Origin of the sequence: Saccharopolyspora oryzae (assembly GCF_027853915.1) — a bacterium.
Classification (GTDB): Bacteria; Actinomycetota; Actinomycetes; order Mycobacteriales; family Pseudonocardiaceae; genus Saccharopolyspora; species Saccharopolyspora oryzae.
Genome location: NZ_JAQGLA010000116.1, coordinates 1 through 17,547, shown reverse-complemented (window position 1 = coordinate 17,547; position 17,547 = coordinate 1). Strand labels below are relative to the sequence as shown.

The window sequence follows — 17,547 nt, the reverse complement described above, 5'->3', positions numbered from 1 at the left end:
TCGGCGGGCCGGAGGAGATGGGCGTCATCGACCCCGAGGTGCTGTGGTCCTGCACGTCGTGCGGTGCGTGTGTGGAGCAGTGCCCGGTGGACATCGAGCACGTCGACCACATCGTGGACATGCGCCGCTACCAGGTGATGATCGAGTCGAACTTCCCGACCGAGCTGGGCGGGATGTTCAAGAACCTGGAGAACAAGGGCAACCCGTGGGGCCAGAACGCCAAGGACCGCCTCGCGTGGACCGAGGGCCTGGACTTCGAGGTGCCGGTCTTCGACGGCGAGCTGGCCGACGACGTGGAGTACCTGTTCTGGGTCGGCTGCGCCGGTGCCTTCGAGGACCGGGCGAAGAAGACCACCCAGGCCGTGGCCGAGCTGCTGCACATGGCCGGCGTGAAGTACACGGTGCTCGGCCCGGAGGAGACCTGCACCGGTGACCCGGCCCGTCGTGCGGGCAACGAGTTCATCTTCCAGATGCTGGCCCAGCAGAACGTCGAGGTGCTGAACTCGGTGTTCGAGGGCCGCGAACCGGGCAAGCGCAAGATCGTCGCCACGTGTGCGCACTGCTTCAACTCGCTGGCCAACGAGTACTCGCAGCTGGGCGGCGACTTCGAGGTCGTGCACCACACCCAGCTGCTGAACAAGCTGGTCCGCGAGAAGCGCCTGACCCCGGTCGCCCCGGTCGCCGAGGACGTGACCTACCACGACCCCTGCTACCTGGGCCGCCACAACAAGGTCTACACCCCGCCGCGCGACCTGGTCGGAGCCTCCGGCGCGACCTTCCGCGAGATGCCGCGGCACGCCGACCGCTCCATGTGCTGCGGCGCCGGCGGCGCCCGGATGTGGATGGAAGAGCGCATCGGCAAGCGCATCAACGTGGAGCGCGTGGACGAGGCCCTGGGCACGGCGCCGTCGAAGATCGCGACCGGCTGCCCGTTCTGCAAGGTGATGCTCTCCGACGGCCTCACGGCCCGCCAGAGCGAGAAGGTCGCCTCCGAGTCCGTCGAGGTCGTCGACGTCGCCCAACTCCTCCTCAACGCCGTCAAGCGCGGCGAGAAGACCACCGAGAACATCGGCTAACACAACAGCTCAGCAGAGTATCCAATATGGACCGCCTGTACAGAGAACTAAATACTTTAAATCAAATGAGTGCCGGGATGGCGTTCGCGGAGACCGCGCTCGGTACCACCGCAGAGAACTGAACGAGGAGAGTGTCCCTTGAAGCCGTACCGATCCATGCTGTTCGTTCCCGGACACAAGCCGTCGTGGGCGGAGAAGGCCGTTGCCGCAGCCAGCGATGCGGTGATCCTCGACCTGGAGGACTCCGTCCCCGCCGCGGACAAGAACGAGGCGCGCAAGACCGTTCGCGAAACGATCGGGCGGCTCGCCGAGCAGGGCGTGCGATCCGACGTTTGGGTTCGCCCGAACAGCTTCGACAGCGGCCTGTTCGGCGCCGACGTCGAGGAAGTCCTGGTGCCCGGCCTGGCCGGGCTGTTCCTGCCGAAGGTCTTCACCGCTCAGGAGATCGTCCAGATCGATGCGGTGGTCTCGCACATCGAGGAGCGCGAGGGGCTCGAAGCGGGGTCGATCGGGCTGATCGTCAGCTTCGAGACCGCGGTGTCCATGGCGCACTGCGAGGCGATCGCCGCCGCTAGCCCGCGGGTGTCCAGCCTGCTGGGAGCCACTGGCCCCAGCGCCGACGTCGGGCGCGAGCTCGGCTTCGAGTTCACCCCGGAGGGTCTGGAGACGCTCTACCTGCGCAGCCGCATCGTCCTAGCCGCCCGCGCCGCCGGCTTGCACCACCCGGTTTCCGGGGTCTGGCAGGACCTGAAGGACCTCGACGGCTGCCGACGCTTCGCCGAGGACCAGCGCAAGCTCGGCTACCGCGGCCTGGTCTGCATCCACCCCTCCCACGTCGCGATCGCGAACGAGGTCTTCACACCCTCCCCGGAGACGGTCGACTTCCACCGGCGCATGATCGCCGCCTACCGCGAGGCGGAGGCGAAGGGCAGCGCGGCGGTCGACTTCGAAGGCCAGCACATCGACCTCGCCCACGCGAAAACGGCGGAGGGCATCATCGAACTCGCCGAAGCCCTCGGCGTGCAGTGATCAGCCCGAGCAGGCGCATGTCTTTGATGCGTGACGAATCCCGCCCGCCGATGTTGGCGGGCGGGATTCATCCGGGACGGCAGAGGTGTGGTTTCGGCTCCGCACGTGGAGCGGTGAACGCCTACTCGGCTGCCACGCTCGTCGGCTCGGTGCGGGAGTCAACCTCAGTCGTGCGAACGATTCGCTGCAGGATGATCGAGAACACCACCGCCAGTCCCAGTGGGATCAGCACGCCGAGGTACATGACGTTGGGGGAGACCACGTCGAGGCGTAACCACCGATGACGGGGACGGGGATGGCGCCGACTCGTCCCATGCCCAGCAGCATCCCGTAGCCCGAGGCCCGGGCGCCGGCCGGATACACCATGCCGGAGATGGCGGCGTACACACGAGGAATGGGCCCGAACTCATCACGATCGCCATGGCTTGGGCGAAGAGGCCCTGCAGGACGAGGAAGAACCCGACGAGCGCGACCATCGCGACCGCGCCGGAAACCCAGGAGAGCCACGCAGGGTGGCGACGGCGCCCGAGCAAGCTGAAGGCCAGAGCACCGGCCATCGTGCGGCCACGGTGCGGCTGAGTGTGGGCTGAAGGCATTGCGTCCTCGGCAACTCAGCGTGCCACTGCGGACCCGTTGACCGTGGAGCACGTATAATATATTTTGCTCTCGCGGCGACGCTTCCGGAACCGATCGAAGGTGTGATCGCTGATGCCGAGGCGGTTGTGCTGTTGGTTCTCCCCTCGGAAGACGTCGACGACGTATTCGTGATCTTCGAGGCTGTGCCTCGGTTCCGATCTGACTCAGGTCCGGACCGGACGTCCTCTCGGTGGCCTCGGCCCAGTTCGCCTTCGGAAGATGGGATGGGTACATGGGCAGGTACAAGTTCGTCGTCTTCACCAAACCGATCGAGGGGCGAGAAGCCGAGTACAACGAGTGGTACGACGACCAGCACGTTCCGGACGTCCTGAACGTCCCTGGTTTCGTCGCGGCTCAGCGGTTCAGGCTGGCATCCGACCAGCGCATGCCCGGGCCCCTCGAGTGGGAGTACCTCGCGATCTACGAAATCGAGACCGACGACCTCAAGGAATCACTCGCCATCCTCGCCTAACGCGTTGGTACGCCTGCCATTCCGATGACCGACGCGCTGGCGGCCGAGCGGTTGGCCTACATATTCGAGCCGATCGGTGAACGCGTGGAGGCCAAACCCTGATCAGCCGGTCCGCATTGGACCGAACCTCGAACGCAGTGCTGGCGTTCGACGTCGCCGCTGCCCGCCCCGCGGCTGAGCGGTTGCCACCGAAAGAAGGGCTCGAACCATGCCCGAAGCTCCCTCCAACCCGACCTCGCCCGCTGCTCGCACATCGGTGACGACGCCGCCGCCTCTCCCGGATTCGCGCCGGGTCGCGTGGAGCCTCACCGGTCTGATCGTCGTCCTCTACATCCTCAACGCCTCCGACAAGGCGGTGTTCGGTCTCATCGCACAACCGCTTCGCGAGGACCTCGGCCTGAGCTCGGCGGAGATCGGATTCACCGGCAGCGTCTTCTTCCTCGCCTACGCCCTGGGCGGGTTCTTCGCGGGCCCGCTCAACCGGATGGTGAGCCTTCGCTGGTCCATCGCGATCATCGCCATCGCGTGGGGTGCGGTGATGCTGCCACTCATCTTGTGGGCGACGTTCGCAGTGCTCCTGCTCAGCCGGATGGCGCTCGGCTTCACCGAAGGCCCCACTTTGGCGCTCATCTACACCGCTGCCTACTCGTGGCACCCGCCGGAGCGGCGCGGCCTTCCCGGGGCGCTCATCACGTCGGGAACGGCGATCGCCAAGATGGCGGTTGTCCCCGTCCTCGCGATCGTCCTCGCGGCCTACGGGTGGCGTGCGACGATTTTGGTGCTGGCGGTGGCGTCGGTCGTCTGGTGCGTCCCATGGCTGGCGGCGTGGCGTCCGGGCCCGCACCTCGCGGTCGGCGAACGCACGTCGACGGTCGACGAGGTTGCTGGCGTCGGCGCCGTACCGTGGCGTCGCGTGCTGACCACCCGCACGTTCATCGGTTGCGCGTTCGTCGCGATCAGCGCCTACATCCTCATCACCGTTGTGCTCACGTGGCTTCCGTCGTACTTCGAGAAGGGGCTCGGATACTCCCGCCTGCAGTCCGGCACCATGTTCGCCATTCCGAGCGTTGTCGGCCTAGTAGCGCTCGTCGGCGGATCGCTGCTCAGCGACCGCGCTGTCGCGCGCGGGGTGTCGATCCGCATCGTCAGAGTCGTCCTGCCGTGCTTGGGGGTCGTCCTGAGCGGTGTGCTCCTCATGGGTCTGCCGTGGCTCGGCTCGGCACCCCTCGCGGTCGCGGCAGTCTCGCTCGCGTACGGACTCGTCCTCGCGATCTTCCCGCTCGTCAACACCGCGATCGTCGAGACGTGCCCGGCTGCGCAGATACCCGGCACGCTCGGCGCGTTCCTCGCGATCCAGTCGCTGGGCGGTGTCATCGGACCGTGGGCGACGGGCTTCCTCCTCGATGCGTCGGCGACGCCGGCCGATGGTTACACCACGACGTTCCAGCTCATCGGAATGCTGTCGGCGATCTGCGCCGCAGCCGCGATCATCGTGGTGGACCCAGTGCGCGACCGGGAGAAGCTGTCGGGGTGACAGCAGGCGGATCCGGTTCGACCGGAGATCCGAAGCCACGGCGGGCGAAGCGCCTGTCTCGCCCAGCAGCCACGGAGGGAGCATGACGGAGATCCTTCGCGTCGACCGGCCGGAGCGCGGCGTCGTGATGTTGACCTTGAACCGACCCCGGCAGCTCAACGCGCTGAACGGGGCGTTGGTCGACGAGCTGCTCGCCGCGCTCGAGTCGGTGGACGGCGAGTGGCCGGACACCGGGGTGATCGTCTTGAACGGCGCCGGGCGTGCGTTCTGCGCAGGTGTCGACCTCAAGTGGGTGAACTCGGGGGTGCTGCAGGATCCTGCGGCGCACAACGCCTTCCACGACAAGCTCAACGAGCTGTGCCACCGGCTGGAGAGCGCACGGCAGGTCGTGGTGGCCGCGGTGCACGGCTACGCCGTCGCGGGAGGGTTCGAGCTGTTGCTGGCCTGCGATCTCGTCATCGCGGCCAAGAACGCGTGCATGGGCGACAACCACATCCGGCACAACTTCCTGCCCGCTGCAGGAGGCAGCCAGCGCCTGCCGCGCAAGATCGGCGTGCCGCGAAGCCTCTACCTGCTGCTCACCGGGCACCGGATGGACGGGGACGAAGCGTTGCGGTGCGGGCTCGCGTGCGAGTCCGTCGAGGAATCCGAGCTCATCGGGACCGCGATGAAGCTGGCCCGGGGCATCGCCGGTTCGGACGCTCGCGCGCTCAGCAGCATGAAGTCGCTGGTCCGTCGTGGTATGGAGCTTCCGCTGGCCGAAGCCCTGTGGATCGAGCTCCACGAACAGCACCGGTACCGGAGTGCGTCGGCGGCGCTCGAACAGGGCGTCGCCGACTTCGCCAACCGCGACACCGGTATTTCCGCGCAGCCGCCGACGTAGCGCACGGGTGTGGTCTCCTGCGCGGCTGGACCGGTGGACGCCGATCTGGGCCGTGCGGGGCGGAGGCGACCGCTACGTCCAGTCCACTTTCGGTGCTGCAGGCGGACCGTGCGGCTGGTCGCGGACAACTGACCGGCGGCCCCGGTTGCCTCGCTGACCTCGGCTTCGACGCGGTGGATGCGAACCTGCGGCTCGGGTTCAGCGCGGGCCAAGCGGTCCCGCATGGGCGCCTGCTGTCGCACGTGGAGGTCGCGGCTGGCGAGGTCACGGGCTGATGCCGCCGTCAGCGGTCCGACGGCCTGCATTCGCCGAGACCCGGGTCAGCCCCACAGGCCGAGGGCGAACTCGGCGATGACGACGGAGAGCAGGTAGGAGGCGGCGATCGCGACGATGCCGACCGGCACGATGCGCCAGCTGATCGACCGCAGGGCCGGGAGGTCCTTTCCCAGGCTGAGACCGGCCGCGGTGAGGACCGCGGTGGTGATCGACAGCAGCTCAACGCTGTTGACGAGGTCAGCGAGGACCCCGGCGATCGGTGAGACCGGGCTGCTGACGGCGGCTCCGAGCGTGAGGATTACCAACAGCGGGGTGAACTTGCCGCGCGCGAGCCGGCAGACCGCCAGCGAGATCCCGACCAGCGCCGTGATCACCAGGTATCCGCCGATGATCGACCAGGACAAGCCACCCTCGGCGATGGCGGCCACCAGCACGCCAACTCCGAAGGACACGGGAAGCGTCGTGTGCAGCGTGACCACGATGTGGGCTCCGGCCTTGACCGCGAGAGACCTCTGCGGCGGTGCTTCCTGACGCGTTCGCCGCGTCAGCAGCCGGTATGCGCGCTCAGCGAGCGGCAGGCCGATGAAGATGCCGACGTACACCCCCAGCACACCGGTGAGGACGTTCGCAGTCGCTGCCACCGCGAGGATCTGATCGTTCAGCTCGGGATGCACTGAGGCAACGCTCGCGGCGCCCGCAGCCATCATCGAACTGGAGCCCATGCCCGAACCCATCGCCAACGCGAGCGGGTCGAAGACGCCGAGGGACGCGGTCAGCGAGGCGATCACGCTCACCAGCGCGGCCCCGAACACCGATCCGAAGATGTACATGGACAGCACGCCCTGGTACTGGGGCGAGTTGCTGCCGTACCGGGTGCTGACCATGGAGAACGCGGGCTCGCGATCGATGGAGAAGGTCGCGCCGATCGTCGCCGGGCCCATGCGCAGCAGCACCGCCAGCGGGAGAGCGAGGACGATGGTGCCGAACAGGTGGCCGACCTCCTGCAGCAGCAGCGCCGGTCCGGCTTGCAGGAGCAGGCCGATGTTCGGGCCGATGGTGAACGAGAAGCGGGCGACCAGGACGAGCAGGAGCAAGCTCAGCACGGCGCCGACCGCGTGTTGCAGATCCGTCCCGAGCGGGCGGATGCGCTGCCCGGAGAGCACACCGCCGAGCAGCAGTCCCCACATCATGGGCAGCAGGGTGATCGAGGCGGCACCGACCGGGATCTTGGCCGGGCCGATGAACTGCGCTGTTGCGGCGAACAGGGCGAGCAACCCGATGACGAGCCAGAACTTCCGGGATGCGAGTGTGAAGCGGACGCGGGCTGGGGCTGGTGCGGACTTGGCGGTCTCGTCGAGATTCTCGGACATGGTGCCTTCTCAGGATGCGGTGGTTCTCGTGCAGGACCTGTGCATGTGGCCGGTAGTCCTGGTGGGCACCGAGTCACCGGTGCCCACCAGGCGCGTGCCTCAGAACTCGATGCGGGTGGCGCCGGTCGGGCGGTCCGCCTGGAGCTGGAGCAGCTCGCTCCGGAACTGCGGGTCGGAAGCGGCGTCGATCGCGGTGAGCGCGAGCGCCTTGGCGCCGTCGAGCACGGCGGCGTCGGCTTCCGGTGTGGCGGCCGCTGCGGCGAAGGCGGGGTGGTGCGGGACTGCGTCGCTGCCGAGCACGGCGATGAGCGGGTGGATCGTGGGGACGACCTGGGACACGTTGCCCATGTCGGTGGAACCTCCGCCGACGATGCGGTCGGGGTCGGGTGTGCGTCCCAGGGAGACCAGGTTCCGGTCCCAGGCGGCCGCGAGCCCGGGGTGGGAGTTCATCGGGGCGTAGGGGTTCTCGGTACGGCGGTGCTTCCACTCGCAGCCGGTCGCCACCGCGCCGGCTTCGAAGCAGGCGAGCGCGCGCTTCTTGAGTTCACGCCATTCGTCGAGGTCGTAGGCGCGGACCTCGGCCTGGACGACGGTGCGTTCGGGGATGATGTTGGTCGCCTCACCGCCGTGGGAGATGAAGGCGTTGATCCTGGCGCCGGGGCCGATGTGCTGGCGGAGGTGGCTGATCGCGGTGAGCGCGATGTTTGCGGCGGCACCGGCGTTGATCCCGGCTTGGGGAGCCGCTGCGGCGTGCGCGGCTCGGCCGAGGTACTCGACCTCGAAGCGCTCGACCGCCGTGGTGCTGTGCGCATCGCACGTCAGGTCTGCGCCGGAGATGCCGTGGGCCATCATCGAGAACGTCACGTCCTCCCAGGCGCCGGCCCGCAGCATGTCGGCCTTGCCGCCGCCGTGCTCCTCGGCCGGGGTGCCGAGCAGCTTGACGCGCAGGCCGAGCTCGGTTGCAACGGAGGCGACCGCGATCGCGGCACCGACCCCGATCGCGGCGATGATGTTGTGGCCGCAGGCGTGCCCGACGTCGGGGAGCGCGTCGTACTCGGAGCACAGGGCGATGGTCAGCTCTCCCTCCCCGGACACCGCTTCGATGTCGGTGTCGAGGCCGTAGGCGCCGACGGTGGTGTCGAAGCCCGCCGAGCGGATGGTTTCGGCGACCAGAGCCGCGGAATCGTGCTCCTGGTAGGACAGTTCCGGGTTCGCGTGGATGGCGTGGCTGAGCTCGATCAGCCTGGCCGCCCAATCGTCGACGACACCGATGGCCTGCTGGCGAAGCCGATCGGTGCGTTCGGAAGTCGTTGACATCGCTGAAGATCCCTTCCTCTCGTGGAGACGCCGGACTGGCGCGTGCCTTTCGGACGTGCTCGTGGGGGATGAGGCGTCGAGCTTCTGGCCCGCAGCGGCGTTGGCGCAGCAATCTGCAGGTTTCCTGCAATCTAGACTCGCGAAATGCGGGATGATGGCAGACTCGACGAACTGGATCGCGCGATCGTCAACGCGGTGCAGATCAACCCGAGGGCGTCGTGGGCTCAGGTGGGTGTGGTGCTCGGGGTCGACCCGACCACCGTCGTCCGGCGCTGGAACCGCGTGCAGGAGGCGGGCATCGCCTGGATCACGGCGTACGCGAACCCCGTTGGCGCCGCCGGGGTGCTCGCGCTGGTCGAGATCGACAGCGAGGGCCGATTCCTCGACATCGCCGCGGAACTGGCCGACGATCCGGAGTGCGTGACGATCGACATCACCTCCGGCGGGCGGGACTTGCTGCTGACCGTTACCGCGCCCGATCAGGACGGCCTGACCCGTTACGTGCTGAACCGGCTGGGCTCGCTCGAACGGATTCGCTCGGTCCGGCCCCACCTCGTGGTCCGCAAGGTCGCCGACGGCCGGAGTTGGCGATTGCGGCACCTGTCCGAGGAGCAGGTCGCGCGGCTCGCGAGTACGGTCAGCACGCCTGCGGGCGGGCTGACGCCGGAACGGGGGTTCAGCCGCGACGAGCGCGCCGTCCTCGACTGCTTGACCGAGGATCCGCGCATGACCGCTGTGGAGATCGCGGCGCGGACGGCGTTCTCCCAGAAGCGCGTCGGCAATCTGCTGCGAGCGCTGCTCGACGCACGCCGGGTCGCGCTCCGCGTCGACGTGCAGCGGTCGGCGACCGGATGGCCGGTCTACGCGTGGCTGTTCCTGCGCGTCCCGGCGAACCTGACGGACGCGGTCAGCCAGCAGCTCGGCAAGCTGGCCGAGCTCAGGACGGTGCTGCAGGTCGCCGGACCGAGCAACGTGGTGATGGCGGTGTGGCTGCGGGAGCTCGCGGACGTCGGGCGGCTGGAGGCCGCGATAGCGGAGCAGTTGCCGCACGTGCAGATCAGCGACCGGTCGGTGGTGCTGCGGACGACCAAGCACGCCGGCGCCGTGCTGGGCGAGGACGGACGGCGGTTGCGGACCGTGGACATGGCGTTCCTGGACTGAGCGCCCGGTTGGGGCGGGAGAGCAAGCGACCAGCTGACCAGAACATAGAAAATATGATGCCTAATGCTTAACTTCTGACTCAGGTCTGGGTTAGCCTTTGCCACCCGCGGCTCGCGGGCCGCGACATCCCAGGAACCGGGGGAACCGTGACCAGAGCACACATCCACCAGATGAGCGGCACCGCGCGACAGTGGGTTCCAGTGCCCGCGTCGACCCGTCAGCGTGCGGTCGTCCCGGAGTGCGTCCGCCCCGGCACGGGAGCCGGACTGTGAGCCGGCTGCGGGGATCCCGTGTCGTCATCGTCGGCGGGACCTCCGGGATCGGGCTCGCCACCGCACTGGCTGCCACCGAGGCCGGCGCCGCGGTCGTGGTGGGTGGCCGTGATCCCGAGAGGCTGGGCCAGGCGCTCGAGCTGCTGGGTCCGGGCGCTGAGGGGCACGTCGTCGACGTCGGCGATGAGAACTCGATCGAAGAGTTCCTCGACGCCGCAGGCACTCTCGACCACTTGCTGGTGACGCCGTCGCGGCTGGTTCCGGTGCGGGTCGCAGAGGCCACCGAGGCGCAGGTCCGCCCGGCGCTGGACCTGCGGTTCTGGGCGGCGTTCCACGCGAGCCGGCTCGCCGCGCCCCGGATGACCGGGGCAGGTTCGATCACCTTCACCTCCGGGATCGCCGGCAGCCGTCCGATCCCGGACGAAGCCGTGGCGGGTGCATCGTGCGCGGCGGTCGAGGCGCTGATGCGCTCGCTGGTGACAGAACTGGCCCCGGTGCGGTGCAACGTCCTGAGCCCCGGCTACGTCGACACCCCGCTACTTAACGGCTTCCTCGGCGCGAGCCGCGACGAGAAGGTCGCCGCGATCGCGGAATCGTTGCCGGGCAAGCGGATCGGCAAACCGGCGGAGATCGCCGACGCGGCCCTGTTCCTCATGGGCAACGACTACATGAACGGCCACGTCCTGACCATCGACGGTGCACACACGCTCGTCTGACCCATGCGAGGTTTCCGCGATGTCGGACATTCCCACGGCCACCGCCACACCACCCACGAGACGCCGCATCGCCAAGGTCGCGTTCGCGTCCTGGGCCGGGGCGAGCATCGAGTGGTACGACTTCTTCATCTACGGCACCGCTGCCGCGCTGGTGTTCCCGAAACTCTTCTTCCCGGCCCAGGAACCGCTCACCGCAACGCTCCTGTCGTTCGCGACCTTCGGGGTCGCGTTCGTCGCGCGCCCGTTCGGCGGGGCGCTCTTCGGGCACATCGGTGACACCATCGGACGCCGCAAGACGCTCGTCATCGCGCTCGCCGGGATGGGCGCGGCGACGACGCTGATCGGGTTGCTGCCGACCTACGTGGCGATCGGATCCGCCGCACCGATCCTGCTCGTCGTCCTACGCCTGATCCAAGGCATCACGGTCGGCGGTCAGCAGGGCGGTGTCATTCTGCTGGCGACCGAGAACTCCCCGGCGTCGCGGCGCGGCTTCTACGGGAGCTTCGCCTCCGCCGGAGCCCCTGGTGGTGTGCTGCTCGCCAACGGCGCCTTCCTGCTGGTCCTGGCCACGACCTCGGACGAGGCCTTCCTGTCCTGGGGCTGGCGGGTTCCGTTCCTCGCCAGCGCCGTGCTCATCGCCATCGCCGTGACCATCCAGCTGCGGCTCGAGGAGACCAGCGAATTCCGCGCCGCGAAGCCGGGGGAGCGACGTCGTTCGCCGGTCGTCGAAGCGATCCACCGCCACCCGCGACAGATCTTGCTCGCCGCGGGCTGCTACCTGGCCATCAACCTCACCTACTACTTGTTCATCACCTTCGTGGTGGCCTACGGGACGAATCCCGCCATCCTCGGGCTGTCCCAGAGCACGCTGCTCACCGCGATCCTGATCGCCTCCGCGGTCGAACTCTTCGGCCTTCCAGCGGCAGGGCTGCTTTCCGACCGGTTCGGGCGCAGGCAGGTGTTCGCCACCGGGGCTCTGCTGCTCGGAGTCTTCTCGTTCGCGTTCTGGCCCCTCGTGGACAGCGGGTCGTTCGTGCTCATCATCGTTGCGCTGGTGATCGGTCTCGGAGTCGTCCACAGCCTCATGTACGGGCCGCAGGGAGCGTTGTTCTCCGAGGCCTTCTCCACCGAGGTCCGGTATTCGGCGCTGTCGCTGGGAATCCAGCTCGGCTCGGTCATCGGCGGAGCGTTCGCCCCGTTCATCGCGACAGCCTTGCTCAAGGGCTTCGGTAGTTCGGTGGCTATCGCTGTTTACATGGCGATCGCCTGCCTGATCAGCGCCGCGTGCACGATCGCGCTGCGCCCGACCAGCACCACTTCCTGAGTCGCAAGCGGTGCGGCGGACCTCGGTGCACTCCTCGTCATTCATGTGCCAGGGCCGGACGCCGGGGCAAACCGATGGGTTAGGCGGAGGCGGTCTTCCAACCTGGAGGATGTCGACGTCGCCTGGATTCTGCGTCTGCTGCTCGGTCCTGGCGGGTTTCCGATCGGGATTCGGCGGTGCGGAGCAGCGTCCCCGCGACTGCGATCAGCGCCAGCGGATCAGGTGAGCTCGCCCGGCGCGCACGCCGGCACCGAAGCTAAGCGTCTCCGGCGGCGCATGCAAGGGCTGCCGGTTCGAAGTGACCGGCTGCGGTCGCGGTCAGTTCCGGGTCTTGTACTCGCGGAGGATGCCGCGGCTGATGATGGTCTTCTGGATCTCGCTGGTGCCTTCGCCGATGAGCAAGAACGGTGCTTCGCGCATGAGGCGTTCGATCTCGTACTCCTTGGAGTAGCCGTAGCCACCATGGATCCGGAAGGCGTCCTCGGTGACCTCGGCGCAGTACTCGGAGGCCAGCAGCTTGGCCATGCCTGCTTCGACGTCGTTGCGCCGGCCGGAGTCCTTGAGGCGTGCGGCGTTGACCATCATCAGGTGGGAGGCTTCGACCTTCGTGGCCATTTCGGCGATCTTGAAAGCGATGGCCTGGTGGTCGGAGATCGCCTTGCCGAAGGTCTTGCGCTGTTGCGCGTATTCCACGGCGAGTTCGAAGGAACGGATCCCGATGCCGCAGGCTCGTGCGGCGACGTTGACCCGGCCGACCTCGATGCCGTCCATAATGTGGGCGAAGCCCTTGCCCGGCGCGTCGCCGAGGACCTTGTCGGCGCCGATGCGGAAGCCGTCGAAGACCGCTTCGGTGGTGTCGACGCCCTTGTAACCCATCTTGTCGATCTTGCCGGGAATGGTCAGACCGGGGACGACCTCGCCGTAGCCCTCCGGCTTGTCCACCAGGAAGGCCGTGAGGTTCTGGTGCGGCTTGGCCGCGCCTTCGTCGGTGCGGGCCAGCAGCGCGATGAGATTGGCGGTGCCGCCGTTGGTCAACCACATCTTGGAGCCGTCGATGACGTAGTCCTCGCCGTCCCGGCGGGCCCTGGTCTTGATCGCGGCGACATCGGAGCCCAGGTCCGGCTCGGACATGGAGAACGCGCCGCGGATCTCGCCGGTGGCCATCTTCGGCAGGTAGTGCTCCTGCTGCGCCTGCGTGCCGTGCTGGCGGAGCATGTAGGCCACGATGAAGTGGATGTTGATCACCCCGGAGACGCTCATCCAGCCGCGGGCGATCTCCTCGACCACCAGCGCGTAGGTCAGCAGGGACTCGCCGAGCCCGCCGTAGGCCTCGGGGATCATCAGGCCGAACAGGCCCATCTCCTTCATCCCGTCGACGATGTCGGCGGGGTAGGTGTCCGCGTGCTCCAGCTCTTGTGCGTGCGGGATGATCTCCTTGTTCACGAAGTCCCGGACGGTGCTGAGGATTTCCTGCTGGACATCGGTGAGACCGGCAGTTTGGGCGAGACGGGTCACGAGCCACTCTCCACCGGGGCGAGTCATGCGTCGGGGCGAGTCCACGGTGACGCGGAGCTGGGTCCGGCGGTCGGCATCGGCATTGTCACTGGGGGGCCCAGACGTATTTCCCCGTATAATATGCAAAATTCAGCACGGACGTCCACGTCCTCGATCTCGGGAAAAATTAGTACATATTATATTTTCTGGGGTACTCTCTGGCTGACGCCGGGCTCGGCGGCCGGTCGAGAGGAGTGGGTGATGCGAGCACGTGGGCCGTCTTCGGCCGCAGCCAGTCCGGCGTGGAGACCAGGTGAGGCGGAGCGTGAGCGCAGCCGCCTGCTCGGTGCGATGCGGCGCTGGGGGTACACCGATCTCGCCGAGTTGCACGAGGCCTCGGTGGCGGGCCCGGAGTGGTTCTGGAAGGCGGTAGTCGAGGATCTGGACATCACGTTCAGCACGCCGTTCGGCCGTTGCCGCTGGCGCCGATGCGGTGATCCTCGACCTCGAGGACTCCGTCCCGGCCGCGGACAAGGCTGAGGCGCGCAAGACAGTGCGGGAGACCATCGGGCGCCTGCGGGAGCAGGGAGTGCGCTCCGACATCTGGGTCCGGCCGAACAGCTACGACAGCGTACTATTCGCAGCCTTACCGAGGACTGGTCTGCATCCACCCCTCGCACGTAGCCGTCGCCAACGAGGTGTTCACACCGTCGCCGGAGAGCGTTGACTTCTACCGAAGGATGATCGGCGCGTTCCGCGACGCCGAGGCCAGCGGTAGCGCGGCGGTCGACTTCGAGGGCCAGAACATCGACATCGCGCACGTGAAGACGGCGGAGGGCGTGATCGAGCTGGCGGAGGCAATCGGCCTGTAGCCGTGCTGGTGCCGACGCGGATTTCCACCACTTGAAGGGAAGAACCATGACTTCGAAGTTGCGGACGCCGATCTGCGACCTGCTGGGCATCGATGTGCCGATCATGCAGGCCGGGATGGGCAATGTAGCCTACGGGCGGATCGCGGCTGCCGTGTCCAACGCCGGCGGATTGGGGTCGATCGGGGGCATCGACATCACGCCGGAGGAGGTCGAGGCGGAGATCGAGCTGTTCCGCGAGCTCAGCGACCGTCCGCTGTGCGTCGACCTGGGGTTCCCGGCGAACGCGCCGCAGGGGTTGTCCGATGTGGATGTTCCGGAGCTGCCGGGGCCGCTGCGGCAGCTGAAGTCGGAACTGGACGAGCACGGCGTCGAGGTGGTGCCGACGACAGATCAGGCGATCAGCGTCGCGGACAACAAGAAGAAGCTGGAGATCGCGCTCGACCACGGCGTCGAGGTCATCGCGTGCGCGTTGGGCACCCCGTCCTGGGTGGTGGAGGCGTGCCACGTCAAGGGCGCGAAGGTGATGAGCATCGTGGGCCAGGCGCGTCACGCGCGCAGCGCGATCCGCAACGGCACTGATGTCGTGATCGTGCAGGGCACCGAGGGCGGTGGGCACACCGGTGACGTCGGACTGATCACACTGCTGGCGGAGGTGCTGGAGTTCTCCACCGTGCCGGTCGTCGCGGCGGGTGGGCTGGTGAAGGGCTCCCAGATCGCGGCCTGCCTGACCATGGGCGCGCAGGGCGCGTGGGTCGGGACCCGGTTCCTGGCGAGCCAGGAATCGGGCTCGGAGGACGTGTTCAAGGAGGCCGTGGTCGAGGCCGAGTACGACTCGACGCTGCGGTCGCTGCTGTTCGACGGGCTGCACGTGCGGATGCTGCGCAACCGGTTCACCGAGGTGTGGGAGGGCCACGACGACCAGCTCACCCCGTACCCGGTGCAGCGGGTGCTGACGATGCCGTTCAAGTACGCCGCGATGCGCGCCAACCTGAAGTCGCACATGAGCCTGCCTTCTGGTGCGGGTGCCGGGATGATCAACGACCTGCCCGGCGCCGCCGAGATCCTCCATCGGCTGACCGAGGAAACCGCCGAAGCGCTCCGCACCGCACCCAAGAACGTCGAGTTCGACTGAGGCGCCGAGTTCCTGCAGTCCGTATCGGTGGGATCGAGCGTCGTTGCGGGTATCCCACCGGTGTTGACGCAGGGGTTCGATCGCGCGAACGAGGCGCGGGATCCGGTAGTTCCAGAGCGCACCACGATCCGAAGGGTCCCGCACCGTTGAGTTCCATGATGCACGGGACGGGTCTGGCTGTGCGAGAAACTCCCGTGAAGGCTATTGACAGCATCATATTTTCTGCATGATCCTCTGGCAGGGCCATTTCCCTGCTGTGGAGACCGCGGTCAGATCAGCGGTTGTGGCCTCGGGGAAACGTGCGACGGGCAAACCGCGCTCGCTCCAGCAAAGGCGCCCGCTGGGCCGCAGATGGAGATTCTTTGTGCAGCGATCGAGTTCCTGCGGTCGCGGAGGAGGCACGGCAGTGACAGCTAGCAGCACGGTGCCGAAGTTCGGTTCGCTCTTCGGGGCGGCACGGATGCTGATCGACGGCGAGTGGGTCGAGTCGGCGTCGGGGTCGACGTTCGACGTTGTCGACCCTGGTACGGGTGAAGTGGTCGCCCAGGCTGCCGAGGGGACCGAGGCCGATGTTGACGCGGCGGTGCAGGCTGCTCGTCGGGCCTTCGAGGAGCAGCGTTGGTTGCGGTTGTCCGGTGCGCAGCGCGGCGTGGTGCTGTGGCGGGTTGCCGACCTGATCGAGGCCAACGTCGAGGAGTTGGCGCGATTGGAGAGCCTGGACGTGGGGATGCCGTTGGCGGTGTCCCGAGCGTTCATGGGGGAGGCGGCGAACCAGTTCCGGTACTTCGCGGGGCTGGCGGACAAGATTCACGGGCGCAGCCTGGAGATCGGCCCGGCGGAACGCCGTTTTCACGCCTACACCGCGAAGGAACCGGTCGGTGTGGCGGGCCTGATCGTGGCGTGGAACTCGCCGTTGTTCGGGGCGACGATGAAGCTGGCACCGGCGCTGGCAGCCGGGTGCTCCTGCGTGCTCAAGCCGTCGGAGGAGGCGTCGTTGACGCCGCTGGCGCTGGGGGGCCTGCTGCTGGAGGCTGGTGTCCCGCAAGGTGTCGTCAACGTGGTGACTGGGTTCGGGCCGCAGGTCGGCGCGCCGCTGGTCGCCCACGGATCGGTCGACAAGGTGAGCTTCACCGGTTCGACGCAGGTCGGCAAGCAGATCGTGCGGGCCGCCGCGGGCAACCTGAAGAAGGTGTCGCTGGAGCTGGGCGGCAAGTCAGCGATGATCGTGCTGCCGGATGCGGACCTGTCCCAGGCCGTCGGGGAACTGGCCATGGGGATATTCATGAACTCCGGGCAGATCTGCACATCAGGCTCGCGCCTGCTCGTGCACCGGAACGTCTTCGACGAGGTCGTCGAAGGGGTCGCGGAGTTCGCCAAGGCGCTCAAGGTCGGGTACAGCACCGATCCGGTGGACCTCGGCCCGCTGGTGTCGCAGCGGCAGCTCGACCGGGTCACCGAGTACGTGACGGGCAGCGTCGCGGACGGGGCGCGGGTCGTTTGCGGTGGTTCGCGCATCGGGGACGAGGGGTACTTCTTCGAACCCACCGTCGTGGCCGACGTGGACCCGTCGATGAGCGTCGTTCGCGAGGAGATCTTCGGGCCGGTGCTCGCTGCGATGTCGTTCACTGACGTCGACGAAGCGGTGGCCGCGGCGAACGACACGGAGTACGGCTTGGCCGGCAGCGTCTGGACGCGCGATGTGGCTGCAGCGCATGGCATTGCGCGCCGAATGCGGACTGGCCGCGTCGGCATCAACGCGCACCGTGCCGGTGGTGTTCAGATGCCGGTCGGTGGGTACAAGCAGTCCGGATGGGGGCGGGAGAACGGCACCGAGGCGGTGGAGGAGTACCTGGAGACCAAATCGGTGGTCACCCTGCTGGACCGATGAACCCGGGGTGACCGGGAAGTTCTGGCCGACACCGGCTGTGCACCGAAACGGTCCGGCCGGCGTCGCGCAGGTCCGCGCGGCGCCGGCCGCCGGAG

15 protein-coding genes are annotated in these 17,547 nt (G+C 67.8%); 12 read left to right on the top strand and 3 right to left on the bottom strand.

Annotated features, from left to right (window positions below):
* From OU415_RS35310 to OU415_RS35290, 5 genes are all read left to right on the top strand, one after another.
* On the top strand, positions 1-1,076 hold a 1,076-nt coding region (locus OU415_RS35310; RefSeq protein ID WP_270953967.1), incomplete at its 5' end, for a (Fe-S)-binding protein.
* Between the two features lie 138 nt (positions 1,077-1,214).
* Positions 1,215-2,105 carry an HpcH/HpaI aldolase/citrate lyase family protein gene (locus tag OU415_RS35305; RefSeq protein WP_270953966.1) on the top strand — a complete coding sequence of 297 codons (891 nt, stop codon included), beginning with the start codon at positions 1,215-1,217 and terminating at the stop codon, positions 2,103-2,105.
* An 868-nt stretch (positions 2,106-2,973) separates the two neighbouring features.
* Positions 2,974-3,213, top strand: a complete 240-nt coding sequence (locus OU415_RS35300) for a DUF4286 family protein (RefSeq protein ID WP_270953965.1) — start codon at positions 2,974-2,976, stop codon at positions 3,211-3,213.
* 208 nt (positions 3,214-3,421) lie between these two features.
* Positions 3,422-4,747, top strand: coding sequence for an MFS transporter (locus OU415_RS35295; RefSeq protein WP_270953963.1), 1,326 nt, complete (start codon positions 3,422-3,424; stop codon positions 4,745-4,747).
* Between the two features lie 82 nt (positions 4,748-4,829).
* The gene (locus OU415_RS35290) at positions 4,830-5,630 is read left to right on the top strand and encodes an enoyl-CoA hydratase/isomerase family protein (RefSeq protein WP_270953962.1); all 801 of its coding nucleotides are present in this window, start codon (positions 4,830-4,832) and stop codon (positions 5,628-5,630) included.
* A gap of 320 nt (positions 5,631-5,950) precedes the next feature.
* Here OU415_RS35290 and OU415_RS35285 read toward each other — a convergent pair whose 3' ends face one another.
* Positions 5,951-7,276 (bottom strand): DUF3100 domain-containing protein, encoded by a 1,326-nt coding sequence (locus OU415_RS35285; protein WP_270953961.1) that lies wholly within the window; start codon positions 7,274-7,276, stop codon positions 5,951-5,953.
* Between the two features lie 99 nt (positions 7,277-7,375).
* A complete protein-coding gene (locus tag OU415_RS35280; RefSeq protein ID WP_270953960.1) occupies positions 7,376-8,593 on the bottom strand; it encodes an amidohydrolase in 1,218 nt (405 codons plus the stop codon).
* Between the two features lie 144 nt (positions 8,594-8,737).
* Between OU415_RS35280 and OU415_RS35275 the strand changes: the two genes are divergently transcribed.
* From OU415_RS35275 to OU415_RS35265, 3 genes are all read left to right on the top strand, one after another.
* Positions 8,738-9,754: an Lrp/AsnC family transcriptional regulator gene (locus tag OU415_RS35275; protein ID WP_270953959.1), complete on the top strand. Its 1,017-nt coding sequence runs from the start codon at positions 8,738-8,740 to the stop codon at positions 9,752-9,754.
* Positions 9,755-10,022: 268 nt separating this feature from the next.
* A complete protein-coding gene (locus tag OU415_RS35270; RefSeq protein ID WP_270953958.1) occupies positions 10,023-10,742 on the top strand; it encodes an SDR family oxidoreductase in 720 nt (239 codons plus the stop codon).
* Between the two features lie 19 nt (positions 10,743-10,761).
* The gene (locus OU415_RS35265) at positions 10,762-12,066 is read left to right on the top strand and encodes an MFS transporter (RefSeq protein WP_270953957.1); all 1,305 of its coding nucleotides are present in this window, start codon (positions 10,762-10,764) and stop codon (positions 12,064-12,066) included.
* A 318-nt stretch (positions 12,067-12,384) separates the two neighbouring features.
* On the opposite strand, the gene OU415_RS35260 is transcribed toward OU415_RS35265, so the two are convergent.
* Positions 12,385-13,581 carry an acyl-CoA dehydrogenase family protein gene (locus OU415_RS35260; RefSeq protein WP_270953956.1) on the bottom strand — a complete coding sequence of 399 codons (1,197 nt, stop codon included), beginning with the start codon at positions 13,579-13,581 and terminating at the stop codon, positions 12,385-12,387.
* Positions 13,582-13,999: 418 nt separating this feature from the next.
* Between OU415_RS35260 and OU415_RS38425 the strand changes: the two genes are divergently transcribed.
* From OU415_RS38425 to OU415_RS35245, 4 genes are all read left to right on the top strand, one after another.
* Entirely contained in the window at positions 14,000-14,287 is a 288-nt protein-coding gene (locus tag OU415_RS38425; RefSeq protein WP_408641977.1) for an aldolase/citrate lyase family protein, read from the top strand.
* A gap of 13 nt (positions 14,288-14,300) precedes the next feature.
* A complete protein-coding gene (locus OU415_RS35255; RefSeq protein WP_270953955.1) occupies positions 14,301-14,432 on the top strand; it encodes a hypothetical protein in 132 nt (43 codons plus the stop codon).
* A gap of 46 nt (positions 14,433-14,478) precedes the next feature.
* Positions 14,479-15,564 carry an NAD(P)H-dependent flavin oxidoreductase gene (locus OU415_RS35250; RefSeq protein ID WP_270953954.1) on the top strand — a complete coding sequence of 362 codons (1,086 nt, stop codon included), beginning with the start codon at positions 14,479-14,481 and terminating at the stop codon, positions 15,562-15,564.
* Positions 15,565-15,970: 406 nt separating this feature from the next.
* The gene (locus OU415_RS35245; protein ID WP_270953953.1) at positions 15,971-17,452 is read left to right on the top strand and encodes an aldehyde dehydrogenase family protein; all 1,482 of its coding nucleotides are present in this window, start codon (positions 15,971-15,973) and stop codon (positions 17,450-17,452) included.
* Positions 17,453-17,547: the final 95 nt, after the last annotated feature.

Excerpts from the sequence above, each read along its gene's own strand:
- OU415_RS35300 (WP_270953965.1), top strand. The coding sequence starts at position 2,974 with ATGGGCAGGTACAAGTTCGTCGTCTTCACCAAACCGATCGAGGGGCGA.
- OU415_RS35295 (WP_270953963.1), top strand. The coding sequence starts at position 3,422 with ATGCCCGAAGCTCCCTCCAACCCGACCTCGCCCGCTGCTCGCACATCG.
- OU415_RS35290 (WP_270953962.1), top strand. The coding sequence starts at position 4,830 with ATGACGGAGATCCTTCGCGTCGACCGGCCGGAGCGCGGCGTCGTGATG.
- OU415_RS35285 (WP_270953961.1), bottom strand. The coding sequence starts at position 7,276 with ATGTCCGAGAATCTCGACGAGACCGCCAAGTCCGCACCAGCCCCAGCC.
- OU415_RS35280 (WP_270953960.1), bottom strand. The coding sequence starts at position 8,593 with ATGTCAACGACTTCCGAACGCACCGATCGGCTTCGCCAGCAGGCCATC.
- OU415_RS35275 (WP_270953959.1), top strand. The coding sequence starts at position 8,738 with ATGCGGGATGATGGCAGACTCGACGAACTGGATCGCGCGATCGTCAAC.
- OU415_RS35265 (WP_270953957.1), top strand. The coding sequence starts at position 10,762 with ATGTCGGACATTCCCACGGCCACCGCCACACCACCCACGAGACGCCGC.
- OU415_RS35255 (WP_270953955.1), top strand. The coding sequence starts at position 14,301 with ATGATCGGCGCGTTCCGCGACGCCGAGGCCAGCGGTAGCGCGGCGGTC.
- OU415_RS35250 (WP_270953954.1), top strand. The coding sequence starts at position 14,479 with ATGACTTCGAAGTTGCGGACGCCGATCTGCGACCTGCTGGGCATCGAT.